The organism is Amycolatopsis sp. NBC_01307 (assembly GCF_035975215.1).
In the GTDB taxonomy this organism is placed as follows: domain Bacteria; phylum Actinomycetota; class Actinomycetes; order Mycobacteriales; family Pseudonocardiaceae; genus Amycolatopsis.
Genome location: NZ_CP108403.1, coordinates 7,319,412 through 7,336,582, shown reverse-complemented (window position 1 = coordinate 7,336,582; position 17,171 = coordinate 7,319,412). Strand labels below are relative to the sequence as shown.

The following is a 17,171-nucleotide window of genomic DNA, read 5'->3' as shown; positions in this document are numbered from 1 at the left end:
GGGCCGGTCCACAGTGGACCGGCCCCGTTTTCGCACCCGACGAACGGATTGCGACCTTCGGGGCGAAAGCGGCGAACCGTGCACACAGTGGTCTAGACTTTTCCGCCGACCAGCGAAGGGACGAGACCATGCGCGGTACGACCGTTCCGCCCGGGACGCCGTGTCCCTCGCCGCGCGCGGGGGAGCTGCCGGTGCACCGGCTGGAGCTGCCGGCGCCGCACGCGGTGCCGTTCGCCGTCGGGACGTTCGACACGATCGGGCCGCTGTCACGCGCGGAGTTCCCGCACCGGCACACCTTCCACGAGCTCGTGCACGTCACCGGCGGCACCGGGACGCACGTCGTCGACCTGGCCCGCTGGCCGCTGCGGCCGCCGCACCTCGGCGTCATCGCCGCCGGGCAGGTGCACCACTGGGCCGGCGTCCGGGGCCTGTCCGGGCACGTCGTGCTCTTCACCGACGACTTCCTGCTCGACTACCCGGCCGACCGCGAGCTCCTGCGACGGCTGGGCGAACGGCCGTGGCTGGAGCTGGACGACCGCGCCGACGCCGACGTCACGCGGCTCGTCACCGAGCTGGAAGCGGAACACCGCCGCGGCGCGGACTCGGTGGTGCGGGCGCTGCTGCACGTCCTGGTCGTGCGCGTGGGACGCCTCCCCGGGACGCCGGACGCGCCGCCCGTGCGCGCCGGGGCGGTGGCGGCGGAGTTCGCCCGGCTCACCGGACGCGCCGACCTCGGGCTGTGGTCGGTGCACGCGCACGCCGAACGCATCGGCGTCACCCCGGGGTACCTCACGGAAGCGGTCAAGGCCGCGACCGGCCGCACGGCCGCGCAGCTCGTGCGGGAGGCGCGGGTCCGGGAGGCCAAGCGGTTCCTGCTCCGCACGGACCTGACCGTCCGGCAGGTCGCGAGCCGCGTCGGGTTCGCCGATCCGGCGTACTTCTGCCGGTTCTTCCGGCGGGAGACCGGGCTGAGCCCCGGCGACTTCCGCCGCACCGGCGAGAAGCACCACGACTGACGGCGCCAGTCCATCGTCGGCGGCCCGGGGCGCTCCTACCGTCGAAAGCATGGACGAAGAGACCAAGCTGAGCCGCAAGACGGTGCTGCGGGCCGCATTGGCCGCCGGTGTCGCGGCGCCCGTCGCGCTGCTCGGCGGCCCCGCGCTCGCCCGTACCGCGGCCGTGGGCGGCCAGGCGCCGGAGCTGACGCCGGCGTGCCACGACGACGACGATCCGACGCCCGAACAGACCGAAGGCCCGTACTTCAAGCCGAACTCGCCGGAACGGACCTCGCTCGTCACGCCGGGCACCCAGGGCACGCGGCTGACCGTGACGGGTTACGTCTTCGGGCTCGCGTGCCTGCCGGTGAACCGCGCGCTGCTGGACTTCTGGCAGGCGGACGTCAACGGCGCCTACGACAACACCGGCTTCACCTTCCGCGGCCACCAGTACACCAACGCCCAGGGCGCGTTCACGCTATCGACGATCGTGCCCGGCCTCTACCCGGGCCGCACCCGGCACATCCACGTGAAGGTCCAGGCGCCGGGCCGGCCGATCCTGACCACGCAGCTGTACTTCCCGAACGAGCCGCGCAACAACACCGACACGATCTTCGACGCGCGGCTGCTGATGACCGTGCGGGACAACGGGAGCGCGAAGGAGGCCGCGTTCGACTTCGTGCTGAACGTGCCGCAGACGCCGACCACCACCGGCACGCCGCCGCCGACCACCACGACCGGCACGCCGCCGCCGACCACGTCGACGCCGCCGGGCGGCACCACCTGGGCGGCGGGCACCGCCTACGCGGCCGGCGCCCGCGTCACCTACAGCGGCCGGGATTACGTGTGCTTACAGGGGCACACGGCCCAGCCGGGCTGGGAGCCACCGAACGTCCCCGCGTTGTGGCGGACGGCCTGAGGCTCCCAGCGTGGGGTCGTGAGTGCGTAACAGTGTTAGAACACTGTTACGCACTCACGACCGGGGTCAGCAGTAGAGGTTGGCGCCGGGGTCGACGCCGAGGACCGAGCTGATCGAGCGGTACTTGGAGACGCGGCTCTCGACCTGGGCCGGGTTGCCGCCGTTGCACTCGATCGAGCCGTTGATGCTGCGGATCGTCTCGCCGAAGCCGCGGCCGTTGACGATCGCGTTGTGCGGCGTCATCGTGCCCGGGCCGGTCTGGGTGTTCCAGTACCAGAGGCCGGTCTTCCACGCGACGGCCGAGTTCTGCTCGACCTGCCAGGGGTTGCCGAGCAGGTCGATGCCGAGCGCGTCGCCCGCGGCCTTGTAGTTGAAGTTCCAGCTGAGCTGGATCGGGCCGCGGCCGTAGTACGCGGCCTGGCCGGCCGGGCAGCCGTAGGACTGGCTGTAGTCGCAGTAGTGCGGGTAGTTGGCCGTGTTCTGTTCGACGATGTAGACGAGGCCGCCGGTCTCGTGGTCGACGTTGGCCAGGAACGCGGCCGCCTCCTGCTTCTTCACCGTGTCACTGCCCGTGTTCGCGAAGCCGGGGTAGGCGGACAGCGCCGCGGTCAGGCCGCTGTAGGAGTAGAAACCGTTGCGGCCCGGGAAGATCTGGTTGAACTGCGCTTCGCTGACGACGAACGAGCCCGGGTTGCCGGGGTTCGTGCCGCCGCCGTCGCAGCTGTAGGGCTCCCAGTACCAGGTGCTGATGATCGGGTCGTAGCCCGGGTTCGCGTTCTTGGCGCGGTAGTAGCCGCCGTTGGTGTACTTGACGATCGCACCGACGTCGTACCACTGGCCCGCGACCCAGTTGGGCGCGTTGCAGGTCGTCCCGCCACCGCCGCCGTCACAGCTGTAGGGCTCCCAGTACCAGGTGCTGATGATCGGGTCGTAACCCGGATTCGCGTTCTTGGCGCGGTAGTAACTGCCGTTGGTGTACTTGACGACCGCGCCGACGTCGTACCACTGGCCGGCGACCCAGTTGGGCCCGCTGCACGCCGCGGCGGCGGCCTGCGGGGCGGCGGTGGACAACGCGGGCACACCGAGCACGAGCGCGGCTGCGGCCGCAAAAGCGGAAATCACCGCGACAAGACGTCTTCTCAAGGCTCGCTCACTCCTTCGGCCACGACAGGGTCCGGACGTGGGGAGGCGTCCGGGTGTCGAAGAGGGGGTGCTCATCCGGCCGGGAAGAACGTGACACCAGTCACTAGAGCAGATTGGTCTAGTCCAGTCAAGAAACCTGGCCCGCGCGGGCAACGGGTCTGCGCGAACGGCCCTGGCATGATGCGGCCATGACCGGACATGTCACGCGCGCCGCCGCGGGCAGCGACGTCGGACGCCGCTACTCCGCCAACTTCGATGTCGTGCACCTGACCGAGGATCCGTTGCTCGCGGTGGTCGCCGACGGAATGGGCGACGGCGAAGGCAGCCGGATGGCCGGACGGACCGCGGTCGACGTCTTCGTTGCGGGCGCAGGTGATTCCGCGGACTCGTTGCGGGAGGCGGTCGCTTCGGCGCAACGGCAGGTGAGCGAGTCCGGCCGGCGGATCGGCGGCCTGGCCGGGTGCACGCTCACCGCGCTCGTCGAGTCCGGCGGCGGGTACTGGCTCGTCCAGATCGGCGACTCGCGCGCGTACCGGCTGCGCGAGGGCCTGCTGGAGCTGCTCACCACCGACCACACGATGGCCTGGCTCGGCGCGGTCAACGGCTGGTACGCGTTCGACTCGCCCCAGGCGTCGGCCGCGCGGTACCAGCTGACGCGCTACATCGGGCACCCCGCGCACCCGGAGCCGGACGTGCTCAGCCTCGCGCTGCGCCCGGGCGACGTCCTGCTGCTGTGCAGCGACGGCGTCGCCGAGCAGGTGCCCTACGAGCGGATCCGCGAGATCCTCGGGCGGCCGGTCGAGCCGGCCGAGCAGGTCCGGCGGCTGCTGGCCGTCGCGGAGGCGGCGGGCGGCCAGGACAACGCGACGGCGGTCGTCGTCCAGGTGTCCTAGCTCGCGCTTGTCACAGCGATCGCGGTAAGCCGAACGCGGGCAGCACGGTGTTCTCGAAGCGGGTCATGGCGCTGATCCGGTCGCCCGCGAGCGTGAGGACGTACAGGCCGGTGCCGTGCCGGACGCCGGTGGCGGCGAGCAGGTAGGCCCCGAAGGCCGGCTGGCCGTTGGCGCGGGTGGGCACGAGGTGGAACCGCCGGCCCGCGCCGAAGAGGTAGGCGCAGAAGCCGGCCACGACGTCCCGGCCCTGGTATTCGAGCGGCAGTGGCGGCATCGACATGAACACGTCGTCGGTCAGCAGGGTCACCAGCGCGCCGACGTCGGCGGCCTCCCAGGCGTGGACGAAGTCCGCCAAGATCGCGTTCTCGGCAGGGGAACCGGCCGCGGGAGGCGGGTCGTCGGAGGCGGGCTGGTGACGCCGCAGACCGGCGCGCGCTCGCTTGAGCGCGCTCTTGACCGAGTCCACGGTCGTGTCCAGCATCCCGGCCACCTCGCTCGCGGGGAACCCGAGGACGTCGCGCAGGACAAGGACGGCAAGCTGGCGCGGCGGCAGGACCTGGAGCGCGGTCACGAAGGCCAGCGACACGGATTCCGCCCGCTCGTAACGAGCTTCCGGGTCGAGGAGGGCGTCGGGATACGGCTCGAGCCAGACGACCTCGCCGAGGCGCGTCGGTTCCGGCGGTTCGACGCCGGGGATGTCCCATTCCTTCGCCGGGCGCCTGCTCGCCGCGCGAAGCGTGCTCAGGCACCGGTTGGTGGCGATCCGGTAGAGCCAGGTGCGGAGCGAGGCGCGGCCGTCGAAGCCGCCGAGCCCCCGCCAGGCGGCCAGCAGGGTGTCCTGGAGCGCGTCTTCGGCGTCCTGGAACGACCCGAGCAGCCGGTAGCAGTGCACCTGCAGCTCCCGGTGGTGCGGCTCGGTCAGCGCCCGGAACGCGTCGCCGTCCCCGGCCCGGGCCCTGCTCAGCCGGTCGGTGCTGGTCAGTTCCACACTCGCCACCCTTCGTCCGTTCATCTTGTACGGACTCCGCCCGCGCGCAGAAGGGGGCGCTCGGCGACCGCCCCCTTTCCCGGTTTCGCGGCGTCTCTCCGGTGGCCGACAACACGACGAAGGAGATCCGCCATGGGGAAGATCGTCATCAGCGAGAACGTGTCGCTCGACGGGGTCGTCCAGGACCCGGTCGGCACGGAGGGGTTCCGGTTCGCCGGCTGGTTCGACCGGCTGGGCGGCGAGGACCGCGAAGCGTGGGCCGCGGTCGAGTACGAGGAGGCGCTGGGCACCGAGGCACTGCTGCTCGGGCGGCGGACCTACGAATGGTTCCTCGCGCAGGGGTGGGCGACCCGCGACGGCGCCTGGGCGGACCGGCTGCGGGCCGTGCCCAAGTACGTCGTGTCCTCGACGCCCGGAGACCTCGAGTGGAACTCGACGGTCCTGAAGGGCGACCTGGTGGACGCGGTCTCGCGGCTGAAGCAGGAGGTGGCCGGGGACGTCGTCCTCTACGGCAGTGGCCGGGTCGCGCACGCGCTGATCGAGCACGACCTGGTCGACGAGCTGCGGCTGATGGTCTGCCCGTTCGCGCTCGGGGAGGGCGAGCGCCTGTTCGGCCGGACCGGTGCCGTGAAACCGCTGCGGCTGGTCGGGAACCGCACGGTCGGCACCGGCGTCGTCCGACTCACGTACCGGCCTGTCCGCAACGCCTAGTGCGGTTGCCGGACACGCCCCTCGACGTGTCCGGCAAGTCCGCGGTCATCGCGTTTGCGGGATCCGCACCTTCGCCGGCGGCGCGAGCAGCAGCAGCCGCTGCAGCCGGGCGCGGCCCAGCCGGTGGAGCATCTCCCCGAGCTCCTCCGGCGCGATGCAGCTCTCGAGGTCGATCCGCGTCACGTGGATGACGCGGTCGATCTCCGTGACCGGGAGCCGTGCGCCGAACTCCCCGGTCAGCCACACCCCGACCTCGTCGACGACGTTGTCCGCCCGGTGGCTTCGTACGGTCATCGCTTTCCTCGTTTCGGCTCGCTGAGTACCCAGGTCGAGGCCGGGAAATGCCGGCCTGACGCGGGTTCGACGACCGAATGCGGGAGCCATGACGCCGAACGGCGAAATTGGTCGCGAGAAAGCTTTCCGTGTTCGAGCGGGTGGGATGCGTGACGACGCGCGTCACTCACATGGGCGGAACTCCGACCCCAGTTGTCGGCCGATCGGGTGGAAATCCGGGGAACGTCCCCGATCGGCCGTACGTCCCAGGACGCTGGAGAGGTCTGGTGGGGTGCGGGTGTTCCCTTGCGGGACGCGGAAACGGAGACACGATCGATGGGCCGGTACGACCGGACCGACCTCGGGGCCTACAGCCTGGGCCTGCTCGACGACGCCGAGACGGCGCGGGTCGAGCGGCACCTGGCGTCGTGCCCGGACTGCCGCCAGGAGGTCCGGGAGTTCGAGTCCGTCCGCATCATGCTGGACAGCCTGGGGAAGTCCACTTAGGACGCTCGCCGGAAACTGTCGGTGCCCGCCGCTAGCTTGCGGGACGTGACCGATGACCAGTTCCTGAGCCCGACCCGGGCCACCTACGCCATTGTCGCCGAGAGCTACGGCGAGTTCGTGCCACCGGTGCGCGACGACATCGAGGACCGCGCGCTGCTGGCGGCGTTCGCCGACCTGGTCCGCGGCGGCCCGGTCGCCGACCTCGGCTGCGGCACGGGACTGGTGACGGCGTACCTGGCGTCGCTCGGCGTCGACGTCTCGGGCATCGACCTGACGCCGGAAATGCTCGCGGTCGCCCGCCGCAACTACCCGGAGCTGCGGTTTTCCGAGGGCTCGCTGCTGGAACTCGATCTCCCGGACGGCGGTCTCGCCGGGGCGGTGGCGTGGTATTCGATCATCCACACCCCGCCGTCGCGGCTCCCGGTGGTGGCGTCGGAGCTGTTCCGGGTGGTGCGCCCGGGCGGGCACCTGCAGCTGGGGTTTCACGTCGGCGACCGGCGTCACCACCTGTCGCGCGGGTACGGGCACGAAGGGTTTTCGCTGAACGTCTACTGGCTGCCGGTGGACGAGGTCAGCGACCTGCTGACCGACGCGGGCTTCGAGATCCTGACCAAGGTGGTCCGCAACCCGGCGGCGCGGGTGCCGCAGGGGAGGGTATTGGCGCGCAAACCCGCCTGACGCGCGGGTCAGCGGGTCGCGGCGGCTTTGAGGGTGCGCAGCACCGGCGCCGTCTCCAGGGTCCGGATCTCCTCCAGTGAGCCCAGGCGTTCGGTCAGGTACCGGTGCAACGCCGCCGCGTCGGGGCAGAGAGCGTGGGCCACCAGGTTCGCCGGGCCCGTCGTGGCCAGGACCACCGCCAGTTCCGGGTGGGTCGCCAGCGCCTTCCCGACGCGCTCGACGTGCGCCGGCGCCACCGACATCCACAGCAGCGCCTGCGTCGTCGCGCCGAGGACCGTGGGGCTGATCTCCAGGTCGAAGAACATCGTGCCGCCCGCCTGGAGGTCCGCCAGGCGGCGGGCGACCGTCGCCGGGGACCAGCCCGTGGCCGTGGCCAGCTCGGCCAGGCCCGTGCGGCCGTCGTGCTGCAACGCGGCCATCAGGGCATCGTCGTCGGGTGTCAACGGCTTGCCGCCGCCTGCGTGGGCCGGCGTCAGCGCCTCGATCTGGGCTGGGGACAGCGTGGCCGTCCGGCCCGACCACGCCGTCGGGCCGCCGAAGTAGCGGTGCAGGACCTGGTGCGCCGACACCGCCGTGATGCTCGCCGTGCGCGGGATGTCGCGCAGCAGCAGCGCGTGCGCGCCCACCGGGGTCTGGACGTTCACGCAGATCTCCGTGCCCCCGGACATCAGCTTGATCCACGCCGTGTCGGCGCGCCGCGCGAGCTGGTGGGCGAGGTCCTGCGCGGTGTGCGGGGTCGCCGTCAGCCGGACCATCCACTCGGCGTGCCCGGCGCGGTGCGGGTCCGGCAGGCCGACCACCCGCAGCGCCGCCTCCGCGCGGAGACGGCGGTAGCGCCGCGCGACGGTCTGCGCCGACACCCCGAGGACGTCGCCGATCTTCGTGAACGGCGCCCGGCCGTCGAGCTGCAGCGCGTGCACCAGGGCGTAGTCGACCTCATCCAAGGCGGTGGTCATATTTCTCATTCAAGCGCACCCGGTGGCAGAAATCTGCCAAGTCGAGCCAGTACATGGAACCAATCGACGCTCGAACCGCACAGTAGGCCCCATGCTGACCAAGACCCGCTGGGCTGCGCTCGCCGTGCTGCTCACCGCCGAGGCGATGAACCTGCTCGACGCCACGATCGTCCAGGTCGCCGGCCCGGTGATCCACGCGCACCTGCCCGGCCCCGCCGCCGACGTCCCGTGGTTCAGCGCGGCCTACACCCTGCCGTTCGCGGTCTTCCTGATCACCGGCGGCCGCCTCGGCGACGTCCTCGGCCGCGCCAAGGTCTTCAAGATCGGCGTGACGGCTTTCGTGGTCGCCTCCCTCGCCTGCGCGGCCGCTCCCGGAGCGGGCTTCCTGATCGGCGCCCGCGCGGTGCAGGGCGCGGCGGCGGCGTTGATCATCCCGCAGACGATCGGCCTGATCCGCGCGCTCTTCGACGGCGACGAACTCGCGAAGGCCCTCGGCACCATCGGCCCGGTGATGGGCCTGTCCGCCGTCTCCGGCCCGCTGCTCGGCGGCCTGCTGACGCAGGCGGTGTCGTGGCGGGCGGTGTTCCTGGTGAACGTCCCGCTCGGCCTCGCGGTGCTGGTCGCGGCGAGGCTCCTCCGGGAGGACCGCGCCGAGACGCGGCCGAAGCTCGACGTCGCCGGCACCGTGCTCGTCGTCGCGGGCACCGGGCTGCTGGTGTACCCGCTGATCCAGCCCGGCGCGACGCCGTTGCTGGCCGCCGGCGCCGTGATCCTCGTGGCGTTCGGCTTCCACCAGCGCCGGACGCGCGCGCCGCTGGTCGAGCCGAGCCTGTTCGCCCACCGCGGTTTCCCGGCCGCGCTCGCCGGGTCGCTGCTGTTCTTCGCCGTGATGACCGGGCTGATGCAGGTGGTGCCGATGCAGCTGCAGCTCGGGCTCGGAGTGGACGTCCGCACCGCCGGGCTGACGCTGTTGCCGCTGTCGGCCGGGCTCGCCGTGTCGTCGTGGTTCGCCGGGACGTGGCTGGTGCCGAGGTTCGGCGCGCGCGTGATGTACATCGGGCTGGCGCTGCTGCTGGCCGGGCTGCTCCTCGCCCTCGGCGGGTACCCGTGGCCGCTGCTCGGCGCGATGGCGTTGTGCGGCTTGGGGATGGGGACGTTCACCGTGCCGTTCTTCAGCACCGCGCTGCACCGCGTCCGGCCGCACGAGACGGGCTCGGCCGCCGGGTTGCTCAACGCCGTGCAGCAGCTGGGCGGCACGCTCGGCGTCGCGTTGCTGGGCGGGCTCTACCTCAGCAGCGGGACGGCGACCGCGGCGCTCGGCCTCGCGGCCGCACTCACGGTTGCCGCCGCGGTCGCCGTCGCACCGATGCTCAGTGACATCCGGGGCTCCGCCCCGAGCCGGGGGCTTCGCCACCCGGACCCCCGAAAGCCTTAGTAGTCGTCCCGTCCGGTGAACTGCTGCTCCAACAATTCGGCCGCACCTGCGACGAGTTCCAGCGGGTCGATGAACTCGTTGATGTCCAGGTTGATCAAGGGCAGTGAGTGCCGCAGCACGATGTGGTCGCCCATCACCGCGACCCCGCCGACGATGGTCGACTCGCCGACTTCGGTGAGCACCGAGAGGAGGTCGACCTCGTCGTGCCGGGCGAACGGCGTCGCGATCTGCACCCAGTCCTCGCGCTGGTCCAGGATCTCCCGGGCGATCACCATGATCTGGGCGCGGTTCTCGGTGTCCGGCTCGTCGCCGAAGATCAGCCGGATGCGGATCTCGTCGGGCTCGTCGCGCACCACCCGGTACGCCTGCCTGATGTACGCGACCAGGTCGCCCCACTCCGCCATCAGACGGCTCCGATCCGGTCGAGGTCGGCGAGCACGTCCGCCGGCAGCTCCAGGTCCGCGGCCGCGAGGTTCTCGCGCAGGTGCTCCGGCGACGACGTGCCCGGGATCAGCAGCATCGACGGCGACCGCTGCAGCAGCCACGCGAGCGCGACCTGCATCGGCGTCACGCCGAGACGGGCGGCGCAGTCGTCGAGCAGCCCCGACTGCAGCGGGCTGAAGCCGCCGAGCGGGAAGTACGGTACGAAGGCGATCCCCTCGGCGGCGCACTTGTCCACGAGCGGGTCGTTTTCGCGGTGCGCCAGGTTGTACTGGTTCTGGACGCACACGACCGGCGCGATCACCTTGGCCTCGTCGAGCTGCTCCGCGGTCACGTGGCTGACGCCGAGGTGCCGGATCAGCCCCTTCTCCCGCAGGTCCGCGAGCACCCCGAACGGCTCGGCCAGCGACATCGCCACGGGGTAGCCGCCGGTCGCGTCGCTCAGCCGCAGGTTGACGACGTCGAGCGCGTCGAGGCCCAGGTTCCGCAGGTTGTCGTGCACCGCCTGGGTCAGCTCGCCGGCCGACAGCGCGGCCGGCCACCCCTTGTCCTCGCTGCGCCGCGCGCCGACCTTCGTGACCAGGTGGACGGCTTCGGGGTACGGGTGCAGGGCTTCCTTGATCACGGCGTTCACGGTGTGCGGGCCGTAGTAGTCGCTGGTGTCGATGTGCGTGACACCCGCTTCGACGGCCTCGCGCAGCACGGCGACCGCGGTGTCGTGGTCCTTCGGCGGTCCCCACACGCCGGGGCCTGCCAGCTGCATCGCGCCGTAGCCCATCCGGGTCACGGAAAGTTCGCCGCCGAGAAGGAAAGTACCGCCGGGATCGGACATGTCACTCCTTGCTGTAGGTGCCGCGAAGGAGTCTAGGGAGGATCCGGCTCAGCCGCAGACACCCTTGCCGCGCAGCACCCGCGTCACCGATTGCTGGACGCGCGTCTTCGGCAGCTCGCCGGAGGTGACGGCTTTCTCCAGCCGGTCCAGCACCTCGCCGATCCGGCCGCCGGAGGACCACAACGCCTGGTCCGCGCCGGCCTCCAGGGCCTTCAGGACGGCGTCCGGCAACGAATACTGCGCCGTGATGGCCTTCATCGCGCCCAGGTCGTCGGTCAGGATCGGCCCGGTGAAGCGGAATTCGCCGCGCAGCAACTGGTACGCCGGCGGCGAAAGTGACGCCGGGACGCCGTTCGTCAAGTCCGGCACGTCGAGGTGGCCGACCATCACGGCGACCGGGCCGTAGTCGGCGATGTTCCGGTAGGGCGCGAGGTCGACCGCGCGCAGCTGCGCGAGCGGCGGCGTGACGACGGTGCCCTTGTGGGAGTCCCCCGAGCCGTGGCCGTGGCCGGGGAAGTGCTTCAGCACCGGCTGGACGCCCGCGTCGCGCAAGCCCGCGGCGAACGCCGTGGCGTACGTCTTCACGCGGGCCGGGTCGGGGCTGAAGGACCGGTCGCCGATCACGTCGTCGTCCGGGGCGTCCGTGACGTCGGTGTCGGGCGCGAAATCCACGGTGACGCCGCGGGCCTTGAGCTGACGGCCGCGTTCGGCGGCGATGCCGCGGACCTGCTCCGGCGTCTTCGTCTTCGCCAGCTCGCGCGCGGACGGCATGTCGCCGTCGAGATCGTCGATGCGCTGGACGCGGCCGCCCTCTTCGTCGACCGAAACGGCCACCGGGAGCTTCGCGACGCTCTGCACCGCGTCAAGTGAGTGATCTTTCAACAACGCTGTTGCGTTACCCCCGATGAAGATCCCGCCGACCTGGTTTTCGCGCACCAGCGCGACCGTCGAGGCCGGGTTGTCCCCGGTCACGCCGACGACGACCAGCTGCGCGACCTGCCGGCGGACGTCGAGGCTCTTCACCAGCGACGCGCAGTCGCCGGGACGCGCGAGACCCGAGGTCGGCGCGGGTGCGGAGGTCGCGGCGGGTGCGGGCGGAGCCGCGGAAGGCGGCGTCCGCGGGATCGCCAAACCGGACACGATCCGCGGTTGCAGGCCGATGACCAGCAGACTCACGACCACGACGCACAGGGCCACCCCCAGGGCGGCCAGACTTCGGCGGTTCATCGGTCCCTTCACTCGTCGGCGGGCCCCACGACGGTAGTCGACGCCCCTTCTTCGCCGTGTGAAGGACCGTGAAGAAGACTCTGAAGAAGCGGCACTACGCCGTTAGAGAATTCGTGAAGGCGGTCTCACCAGACTGGGCGGCGTCAAGAAAATCGATGACGGTTACCAGGAGGCACGATGGACCAGGTGCGCGTGGCGGCGTGGGCGTCCGACCCGATCGCCCTGACCGGGCTGATCAACCACCTGCGATCCCGTCCCGAGCTGCTGGTCGTGCCGCGAGCCCGCCGTGGTGAGGCCGCCGTGCTGGTGTTCGCCGCGAACCAGGTCGACCGGGACGTCATCGCCGCGCTGCGCGCCGCGGCCGCCGAGTCGCCGGCCGCGATCGTGCTGGTCGCCGGGCACGTCGACCCGGCGCACCTGAGCCTGCTCGCCGACTGCCACGTCTCCGCCGTGCTGCCGCGGACCGCGCTCGACCGCGTCACCGACAGCGTGCTCGCCGCCGCGCGGGGCCGGACGACGTCGCTGCGCGACCAGGTCGAGGCGCTGGCCCACGAAGGTGCCGGGGCGTCGCTGACGCCGCGCGAGGTGGATGTGCTTCGCTTGATGGCGGAAGGCTGGGACACTGCCGAGATCGCGGGCAAGCTGTGCTACTCCGAGCGGACCGTGAAGAACGTCATCTACGCCATGACCAACCGGCTCAACTTGCGCAACCGGCCGCACGCGGTCGCGTACGCCGTGCGCGCGGGTGTGATCTGAGGGAAGCTCACGCACGTGGGAACGATCGTCCGCCGGACCGCCGCGGCGGCTGCCGCGCTGGCCCTGCTCGCCGCCTGCAGCCCGAGCGACGCCGGGGGCAAGACCAAGCTCACCATCGCGACCTTCGGTGAGTTCGGCTACGCGCCGCTGATCGCGGAGTACGAGAAGCTGCACCCGGACGTCGAGGTGCAGAACCGCGTCACCGACTTCGACACCCACCACAAGGGTCTCGCGACCCAGCTCGCCACCGGCCACGGGGCCGCCGACGTCGTCGCGATCGAAGAGCAGTACATCCCGCAGTACCGGAAGGCGAAGGACAAGTTCGCCGACCTCGCCCAGTTCGGCGCGCGGGACCTGCAGAACCAGTGGGCGCCATGGAAGTGGGCGCAGGGGACGGACGGCGACTACGTCCTGGGCCTCGGCACCGACATGGGCAGCCTCGCCCTCTGCTACCGGCGTGACCTGTTCCAGGCGGCCGGGCTGCCGACGGACCGGGACGCGGTCGCGAGGCTGATGCCCGACTGGACCGCCTACGCCGCGACCGCGCAGCGGTTCACCGACAAGACCCCCGACGTCAAGTTCGCGGACTCCGCGGGCACCGTCTACACGGCGATGCTGAACCAGGCGCCGGAGAACTACTTCGCGGCGAAGGACGACTCCTACATCGGCGGCACGAACCCGACCGTGCGCAACGCCTTCTTCCTCTCGGGCGGCATCGCCGCGAAGGGCCAGACGGCCGCCGCGACGACGTTCACCCAGGCCTGGAACGTGGCCATCAAGCAGGGCTCGTTCGCCACGATCGCGTGTCCCGCGTGGATGCTCAGCCAGATCAAGCAGGCCGGCGGCGACGGCAACAAGGGCAAGTGGGACGTCACCACCGTTCCCGGCGCCAGCGGCAACCAGGGCGGCTCGTTCCTGACCGTGCCGAAGCAGAGCGAGCACCCGCAGCAGGCGTACGACCTGGCCCGCTGGCTGACCGCGCCGGAGCAGCAGAAGAAGCTGTTCCTCTCCGACGGAATCCTGCCCAGCGAACCCGCCGTCTACAAGGACCCGCAGGTCGTCGCGCACACCGACCCGTACTTCGACGAGGCGCCGACCGGCAAGATCTTCGCCGCGTCGGCCGACTCCCTGCGGCCCAACTACCGGGGCCTGCACGACGCCGACGTCCGGCCGGAGTTCGGCCGCGCGCTCGGGCGGATCGAGGACAGGACCGAGAACGTCGACCAGGCCTGGGCGGACGCCGTCCAGCAGGCTCAAGCAGCACTGAAGTAGCTCCGCGTGCAGCACCGGCTCGCCCGTTTCGACCGCAAGGTCACGCCGTTGCTGCTCATCGCGCCCTTCTTCGGGCTGTTCGTCGTCTTCGGCGCGTTCCCGCTGCTCTACACGATCTGGGTGTCGCTGCACGACTGGAACCTGCTCGACGGCGACCAGGGCTACCTCGGGCTCGCCAACTACGGCGAGCTGCTCACCGACCCTCGCTTCTACAACGCGCTGGCCAACACGGTCGGCATCTTCGTGCTCGCCGCCGTCCCGGAGTTCCTGCTGGCGCTGGGGATCGCGGCGCTGCTCGACCGGCCGCTGCGGGCCGCGACCTGGTGGCGCACCGGGATCCTGCTGCCGAACGTCGTGTCGGTGGTCGCCGTGGGGCTCGTGTTCGGGCAGCTGTTCAGCCGCGACTACGGCGTCGTCAACGAGGTCCTCGGCTGGTTCGGCGTCGCCCCGGTCAACTGGCAGGCGAGCACCTGGTCGTCGCACGTCGCGGTGGCGTCGATGGTGCTGTGGCGCTGGACCGGCTACAACGCGCTGATCTACCTGTCGGCGATGCAGGCCGTGCCCGCGGACCTGTACGAGGCCGCCGCGCTCGACGGCGCGTCGCGCTGGCGGACGTTCTGGTCGATCACCGTGCCGGGCATCCGGCCCGCGCTCGCCTTCACCGCCATCGCCGGCACCGTCAACGGCCTGCAGCTGTTCGCCGAGCCGCAGCTGTTCGACTCCGGCGGCTCCGGCGGTACCGGCGGCAACGACCGCCAGTTCCAGACGGTGACGATGTACTTGTACGAGAAGGGCTTCACGCACTTCGACGCCGGTTACGCGGCCGCGCTGACCTGGGTGCTGTTCGTCGTCTGCGTGCTGTTCGCGCTGGTCAACTACCGGCTGGTGCGCCGGTTCGTGCGGTCGGCGTGACGGCCCGGCGGCGGCCGGGCGCCTGGGTCTACGCCCTGCTGATCGGCGTGCTCGGCGCGTCCGTGTTCCCGCTGTACTGGTCGTTCGTGGTGTCCACAAGGGACAACTCGGCGATCGGGGAGACGTCGCCGCTGCTCCTGCCGGGTGGGCACCTCTTCGAGAACGTGCGCCGGGTCTTCGACACCGTCGACTTCTGGCTCGCGATCGGCAACTCGCTGATCGTCTCGGGCACGGTGATGGTGGCGAACGTGGTTCTGGCCAGTCTGGCCGGGTTCGCGTTCGCGCGGCTGCGGTTCCCCGGCCGCAACACGCTGTTCCTGCTCGTCGTCGGCTCGGCGATGGTGCCGGCGCAGCTCGGCGTGATCCCGCTCTACCTCGTCGTCGGCGACCTCGGCTGGTACGGCCGGCTCGAAGCGGTGATCGTGCCCGGGCTGGTCAGCGCGTTCAGCGTGTTCTGGATGCGGCAGGCCTGCGAGAACGCGATCAGCGCCGACCTCGTCGACGCGGCGACCGTCGACGGCTGCTCGATCCTGCGCACCTACTGGCACGTCGCGGTGCCGTCGTTGCGCCCGCAGGCCGCGGTGCTCGCGATGCTGACGTTCATGGCGACGTGGAACGACTACTTCTGGCCGCTGGTGGTACTCGACCCCAACGAGACACCGACCGTGCAGGTCGCGCTGTCGCAGCTGGCCAGCGGTTACTACACCGACTACGCGCTGATGCTGACCGGGGCGACCGTGGGCGTGCTGCCCGTCATCGTGGCGTTCCTGCTGCTCGGCCGGTACGTCGTCCGGGGGATCCTGAGAGGGGCGCCAGTGTGACGGAGTTTCCGGCGGGTTTCCGGTGGGGCGCGGCGACCGCGTCCTACCAGGTCGAGGGCGGCGTCACCGAAGGCGGCCGCGGACCGTCCATCTGGGACACCTTCGCGGCCACCGAGGGCAAGGTCCTCGAAGGCGCGTCCGGCGAGGTCGCCTGCGACCACTACCACCGCTACCCCGAGGACGTCGGCCTGCTGGCCGGCCTGGGCCTCGGGGCGTACCGCTTCTCGGTGGCGTGGCCGCGGATCATGCCGGACGGCGTGACGACGTCGGCTGCCGGTCTGGGGTTCTACGACCGGCTGGTCGACGAGCTGCTGAGCCGCGACGTCACGCCGGTGCTGACGCTCTACCACTGGGACCTGCCGCAGGCGCTGGAGGACGCGGGCGGCTGGCCGTCGCGGGACACGGCGTTCCGGTTCGCGGAGTACGCGGCGGTGGTCCACGACGCGCTCGGCGACCGCGTCGACCAGTGGACGACGATCAACGAGCCGTTCTGCGCGGCCTTCCTGGGTTACGGCAGCGGTGTGCACGCACCGGGCGTCCAGGACCACGACACGGCGCTGGTCGCGGCGCACCACCTGCTGCTCGGCCACGGCTTGGCGACCCGCGCGTTGACGGAGCAGGCGCGTCCGGGCCACGAGTTCTCGCTGGCCCTGAACTTCGCCCCGGCCATCGCGGACGGCTCGTCACCGGCCCACGTCGAAGCGGCGCGGAAGTTCGACGGCATCCACAACCGCTTCTTCCTCGACCCGGTGCTGGGCAAGGGCTACCCCGCGGACGTCGTGGCGGACGTCGCGCACCACGGCGGCCGCTTCGCCGCGGCGGTCCGGGACGGCGACACGGACACCATCGCGGCGGCCGTCGACTGGCTCGGGGTGAACTACTACGCCCCGGCGCGGGTGACGCCGCTCGCGGACCCGTTAGCGCCGAGCAACTGCCCGTTGCCGGGCTTGCGGGGCCTGGACGTGCTCCCGGCTCGGCCGCCGCTGACGGCGTTCGGCTGGGAGCAGTCACCCGAGACGCTGACGTCGCTGCTGAACTGGATTTCCACCCGCTCCGGCGGGCTGCCGCTGGTGGTGGCCGAGAACGGCGCGTCCTTTGTGGACGAAGTGGTCGACGGCCGGGTCCACGACGTCGCCCGCGTCGCGTACCTCGACTCGCACGTCCGCGCGGTCCACGCCGCGATCGTCGCCGGCGCGGACGTGCGCGGCTACTTCGCGTGGTCCCTGCTGGACAACTTCGAGTGGGCGATGGGCTACTCACAACGCTTCGGCCTGGTCCACGTCGACTTCGAAACGCAGGTGCGGACGGTCAAGGACTCGGGACACTTCCTGGGGCGGGTCGCCACGGCCAACGCTCTGCCAGACTCGTCGTGAGTGGTAATTCGGGTTAGAACCCTAATTACCACTCACGAC

19 protein-coding genes are annotated in these 17,171 nt (G+C 71.3%); 12 read left to right on the top strand and 7 right to left on the bottom strand.

What is annotated here, in order from left to right; genetic code table 11:
* Nucleotides 1–128: 128 nt before the first annotated feature.
* Nucleotides 129–1,016 carry a helix-turn-helix transcriptional regulator gene (locus OG439_RS31810; protein ID WP_247057794.1) on the top strand — a complete coding sequence of 296 codons (888 nt, stop codon included), beginning with the start codon at nucleotides 129–131 and terminating at the stop codon, nucleotides 1,014–1,016.
* 49 nt (nucleotides 1,017–1,065) lie between these two features.
* A complete protein-coding gene (locus OG439_RS31805) occupies nucleotides 1,066–1,914 on the top strand; it encodes a dioxygenase family protein (RefSeq protein WP_326944402.1) in 849 nt (282 codons plus the stop codon).
* 66 nt (nucleotides 1,915–1,980) lie between these two features.
* Here the strand turns inward: OG439_RS31805 and OG439_RS31800 are convergent, their stop codons facing one another.
* Entirely contained in the window at nucleotides 1,981–3,003 is a 1,023-nt protein-coding gene (locus OG439_RS31800) for a chitinase (protein WP_326951663.1), read from the bottom strand.
* Nucleotides 3,004–3,245: 242 nt separating this feature from the next.
* Here OG439_RS31800 and OG439_RS31795 point away from each other — a divergent pair, with 242 nt between their 5' ends.
* Entirely contained in the window at nucleotides 3,246–3,950 is a 705-nt protein-coding gene (locus tag OG439_RS31795; RefSeq protein WP_326944401.1) for a PP2C family protein-serine/threonine phosphatase, read from the top strand.
* Nucleotides 3,951–3,960: 10 nt separating this feature from the next.
* Here the strand turns inward: OG439_RS31795 and OG439_RS31790 are convergent, their stop codons facing one another.
* The gene (locus tag OG439_RS31790; RefSeq protein ID WP_326951662.1) at nucleotides 3,961–4,932 is read right to left on the bottom strand and encodes a sigma-70 family RNA polymerase sigma factor; all 972 of its coding nucleotides are present in this window, start codon (nucleotides 4,930–4,932) and stop codon (nucleotides 3,961–3,963) included.
* A 138-nt stretch (nucleotides 4,933–5,070) separates the two neighbouring features.
* Between OG439_RS31790 and OG439_RS31785 the strand changes: the two genes are divergently transcribed.
* Complete coding sequence (locus OG439_RS31785; RefSeq protein ID WP_326944400.1) at nucleotides 5,071–5,649, top strand: dihydrofolate reductase family protein; 579 nt, start codon at nucleotides 5,071–5,073, stop codon at nucleotides 5,647–5,649.
* A gap of 45 nt (nucleotides 5,650–5,694) precedes the next feature.
* On the opposite strand, the gene OG439_RS31780 is transcribed toward OG439_RS31785, so the two are convergent.
* The gene (locus tag OG439_RS31780; RefSeq protein WP_247057786.1) at nucleotides 5,695–5,943 is read right to left on the bottom strand and encodes a hypothetical protein; all 249 of its coding nucleotides are present in this window, start codon (nucleotides 5,941–5,943) and stop codon (nucleotides 5,695–5,697) included.
* A gap of 315 nt (nucleotides 5,944–6,258) precedes the next feature.
* Here OG439_RS31780 and OG439_RS31775 point away from each other — a divergent pair, with 315 nt between their 5' ends.
* Both OG439_RS31775 and OG439_RS31770 read left to right on the top strand, forming a co-directional pair.
* The gene (locus OG439_RS31775) at nucleotides 6,259–6,429 is read left to right on the top strand and encodes a zf-HC2 domain-containing protein (protein WP_247057784.1); all 171 of its coding nucleotides are present in this window, start codon (nucleotides 6,259–6,261) and stop codon (nucleotides 6,427–6,429) included.
* 45 nt (nucleotides 6,430–6,474) lie between these two features.
* Nucleotides 6,475–7,107: a class I SAM-dependent DNA methyltransferase gene (locus OG439_RS31770; RefSeq protein ID WP_326944399.1), complete on the top strand. Its 633-nt coding sequence runs from the start codon at nucleotides 6,475–6,477 to the stop codon at nucleotides 7,105–7,107.
* Between the two features lie 8 nt (nucleotides 7,108–7,115).
* Here the strand turns inward: OG439_RS31770 and OG439_RS31765 are convergent, their stop codons facing one another.
* A complete protein-coding gene (locus OG439_RS31765) occupies nucleotides 7,116–8,063 on the bottom strand; it encodes an Lrp/AsnC family transcriptional regulator (protein ID WP_326944398.1) in 948 nt (315 codons plus the stop codon).
* A gap of 91 nt (nucleotides 8,064–8,154) precedes the next feature.
* Here OG439_RS31765 and OG439_RS31760 point away from each other — a divergent pair, with 91 nt between their 5' ends.
* Entirely contained in the window at nucleotides 8,155–9,498 is a 1,344-nt protein-coding gene (locus OG439_RS31760; protein WP_326944397.1) for an MFS transporter, read from the top strand.
* Here the strand turns inward: OG439_RS31760 and OG439_RS31755 are convergent.
* Genes OG439_RS31755 through OG439_RS31745 form a run of 3 tightly spaced genes read right to left on the bottom strand, consistent with a single transcriptional unit; the run spans nucleotide 9,495 to nucleotide 11,998 of the window.
* On the bottom strand, nucleotides 9,495–9,902 hold the full coding sequence (locus OG439_RS31755; protein WP_247057777.1) for a hypothetical protein: 408 nt from the start codon (nucleotides 9,900–9,902) through the stop codon (nucleotides 9,495–9,497). The two genes, OG439_RS31760 and OG439_RS31755, sit on opposite strands and share 4 nt — an antisense overlap.
* Entirely contained in the window at nucleotides 9,902–10,771 is an 870-nt protein-coding gene (locus OG439_RS31750; protein ID WP_326944396.1) for an oxidoreductase, read from the bottom strand. The genes OG439_RS31755 and OG439_RS31750 overlap by 1 nt, the downstream gene beginning before the upstream one ends.
* A 48-nt stretch (nucleotides 10,772–10,819) precedes the next feature.
* A complete protein-coding gene (locus tag OG439_RS31745; protein ID WP_326944395.1) occupies nucleotides 10,820–11,998 on the bottom strand; it encodes a glycoside hydrolase family 3 N-terminal domain-containing protein in 1,179 nt (392 codons plus the stop codon).
* Between the two features lie 177 nt (nucleotides 11,999–12,175).
* On the opposite strand from OG439_RS31745, the gene OG439_RS31740 reads away from it, so the two are divergent.
* From OG439_RS31740 to OG439_RS31720, 5 genes are read left to right on the top strand one after another with little or no spacing between them, the layout of a single operon-like run.
* Nucleotides 12,176–12,754, top strand: a complete 579-nt coding sequence (locus OG439_RS31740; RefSeq protein ID WP_247057771.1) for a helix-turn-helix transcriptional regulator — start codon at nucleotides 12,176–12,178, stop codon at nucleotides 12,752–12,754.
* 15 nt (nucleotides 12,755–12,769) lie between these two features.
* A complete protein-coding gene (locus tag OG439_RS31735; RefSeq protein ID WP_326944394.1) occupies nucleotides 12,770–14,026 on the top strand; it encodes an extracellular solute-binding protein in 1,257 nt (418 codons plus the stop codon).
* A 6-nt stretch (nucleotides 14,027–14,032) separates the two neighbouring features.
* Entirely contained in the window at nucleotides 14,033–14,938 is a 906-nt protein-coding gene (locus tag OG439_RS31730; protein ID WP_247057767.1) for a carbohydrate ABC transporter permease, read from the top strand.
* On the top strand, nucleotides 14,935–15,759 hold the full coding sequence (locus OG439_RS31725) for a carbohydrate ABC transporter permease (RefSeq protein ID WP_326944393.1): 825 nt from the start codon (nucleotides 14,935–14,937) through the stop codon (nucleotides 15,757–15,759). The genes OG439_RS31730 and OG439_RS31725 overlap by 4 nt, the downstream gene beginning before the upstream one ends.
* A complete protein-coding gene (locus OG439_RS31720) occupies nucleotides 15,756–17,132 on the top strand; it encodes a GH1 family beta-glucosidase (protein ID WP_326944392.1) in 1,377 nt (458 codons plus the stop codon). The genes OG439_RS31725 and OG439_RS31720 overlap by 4 nt, the downstream gene beginning before the upstream one ends.
* Nucleotides 17,133–17,171: the final 39 nt, after the last annotated feature.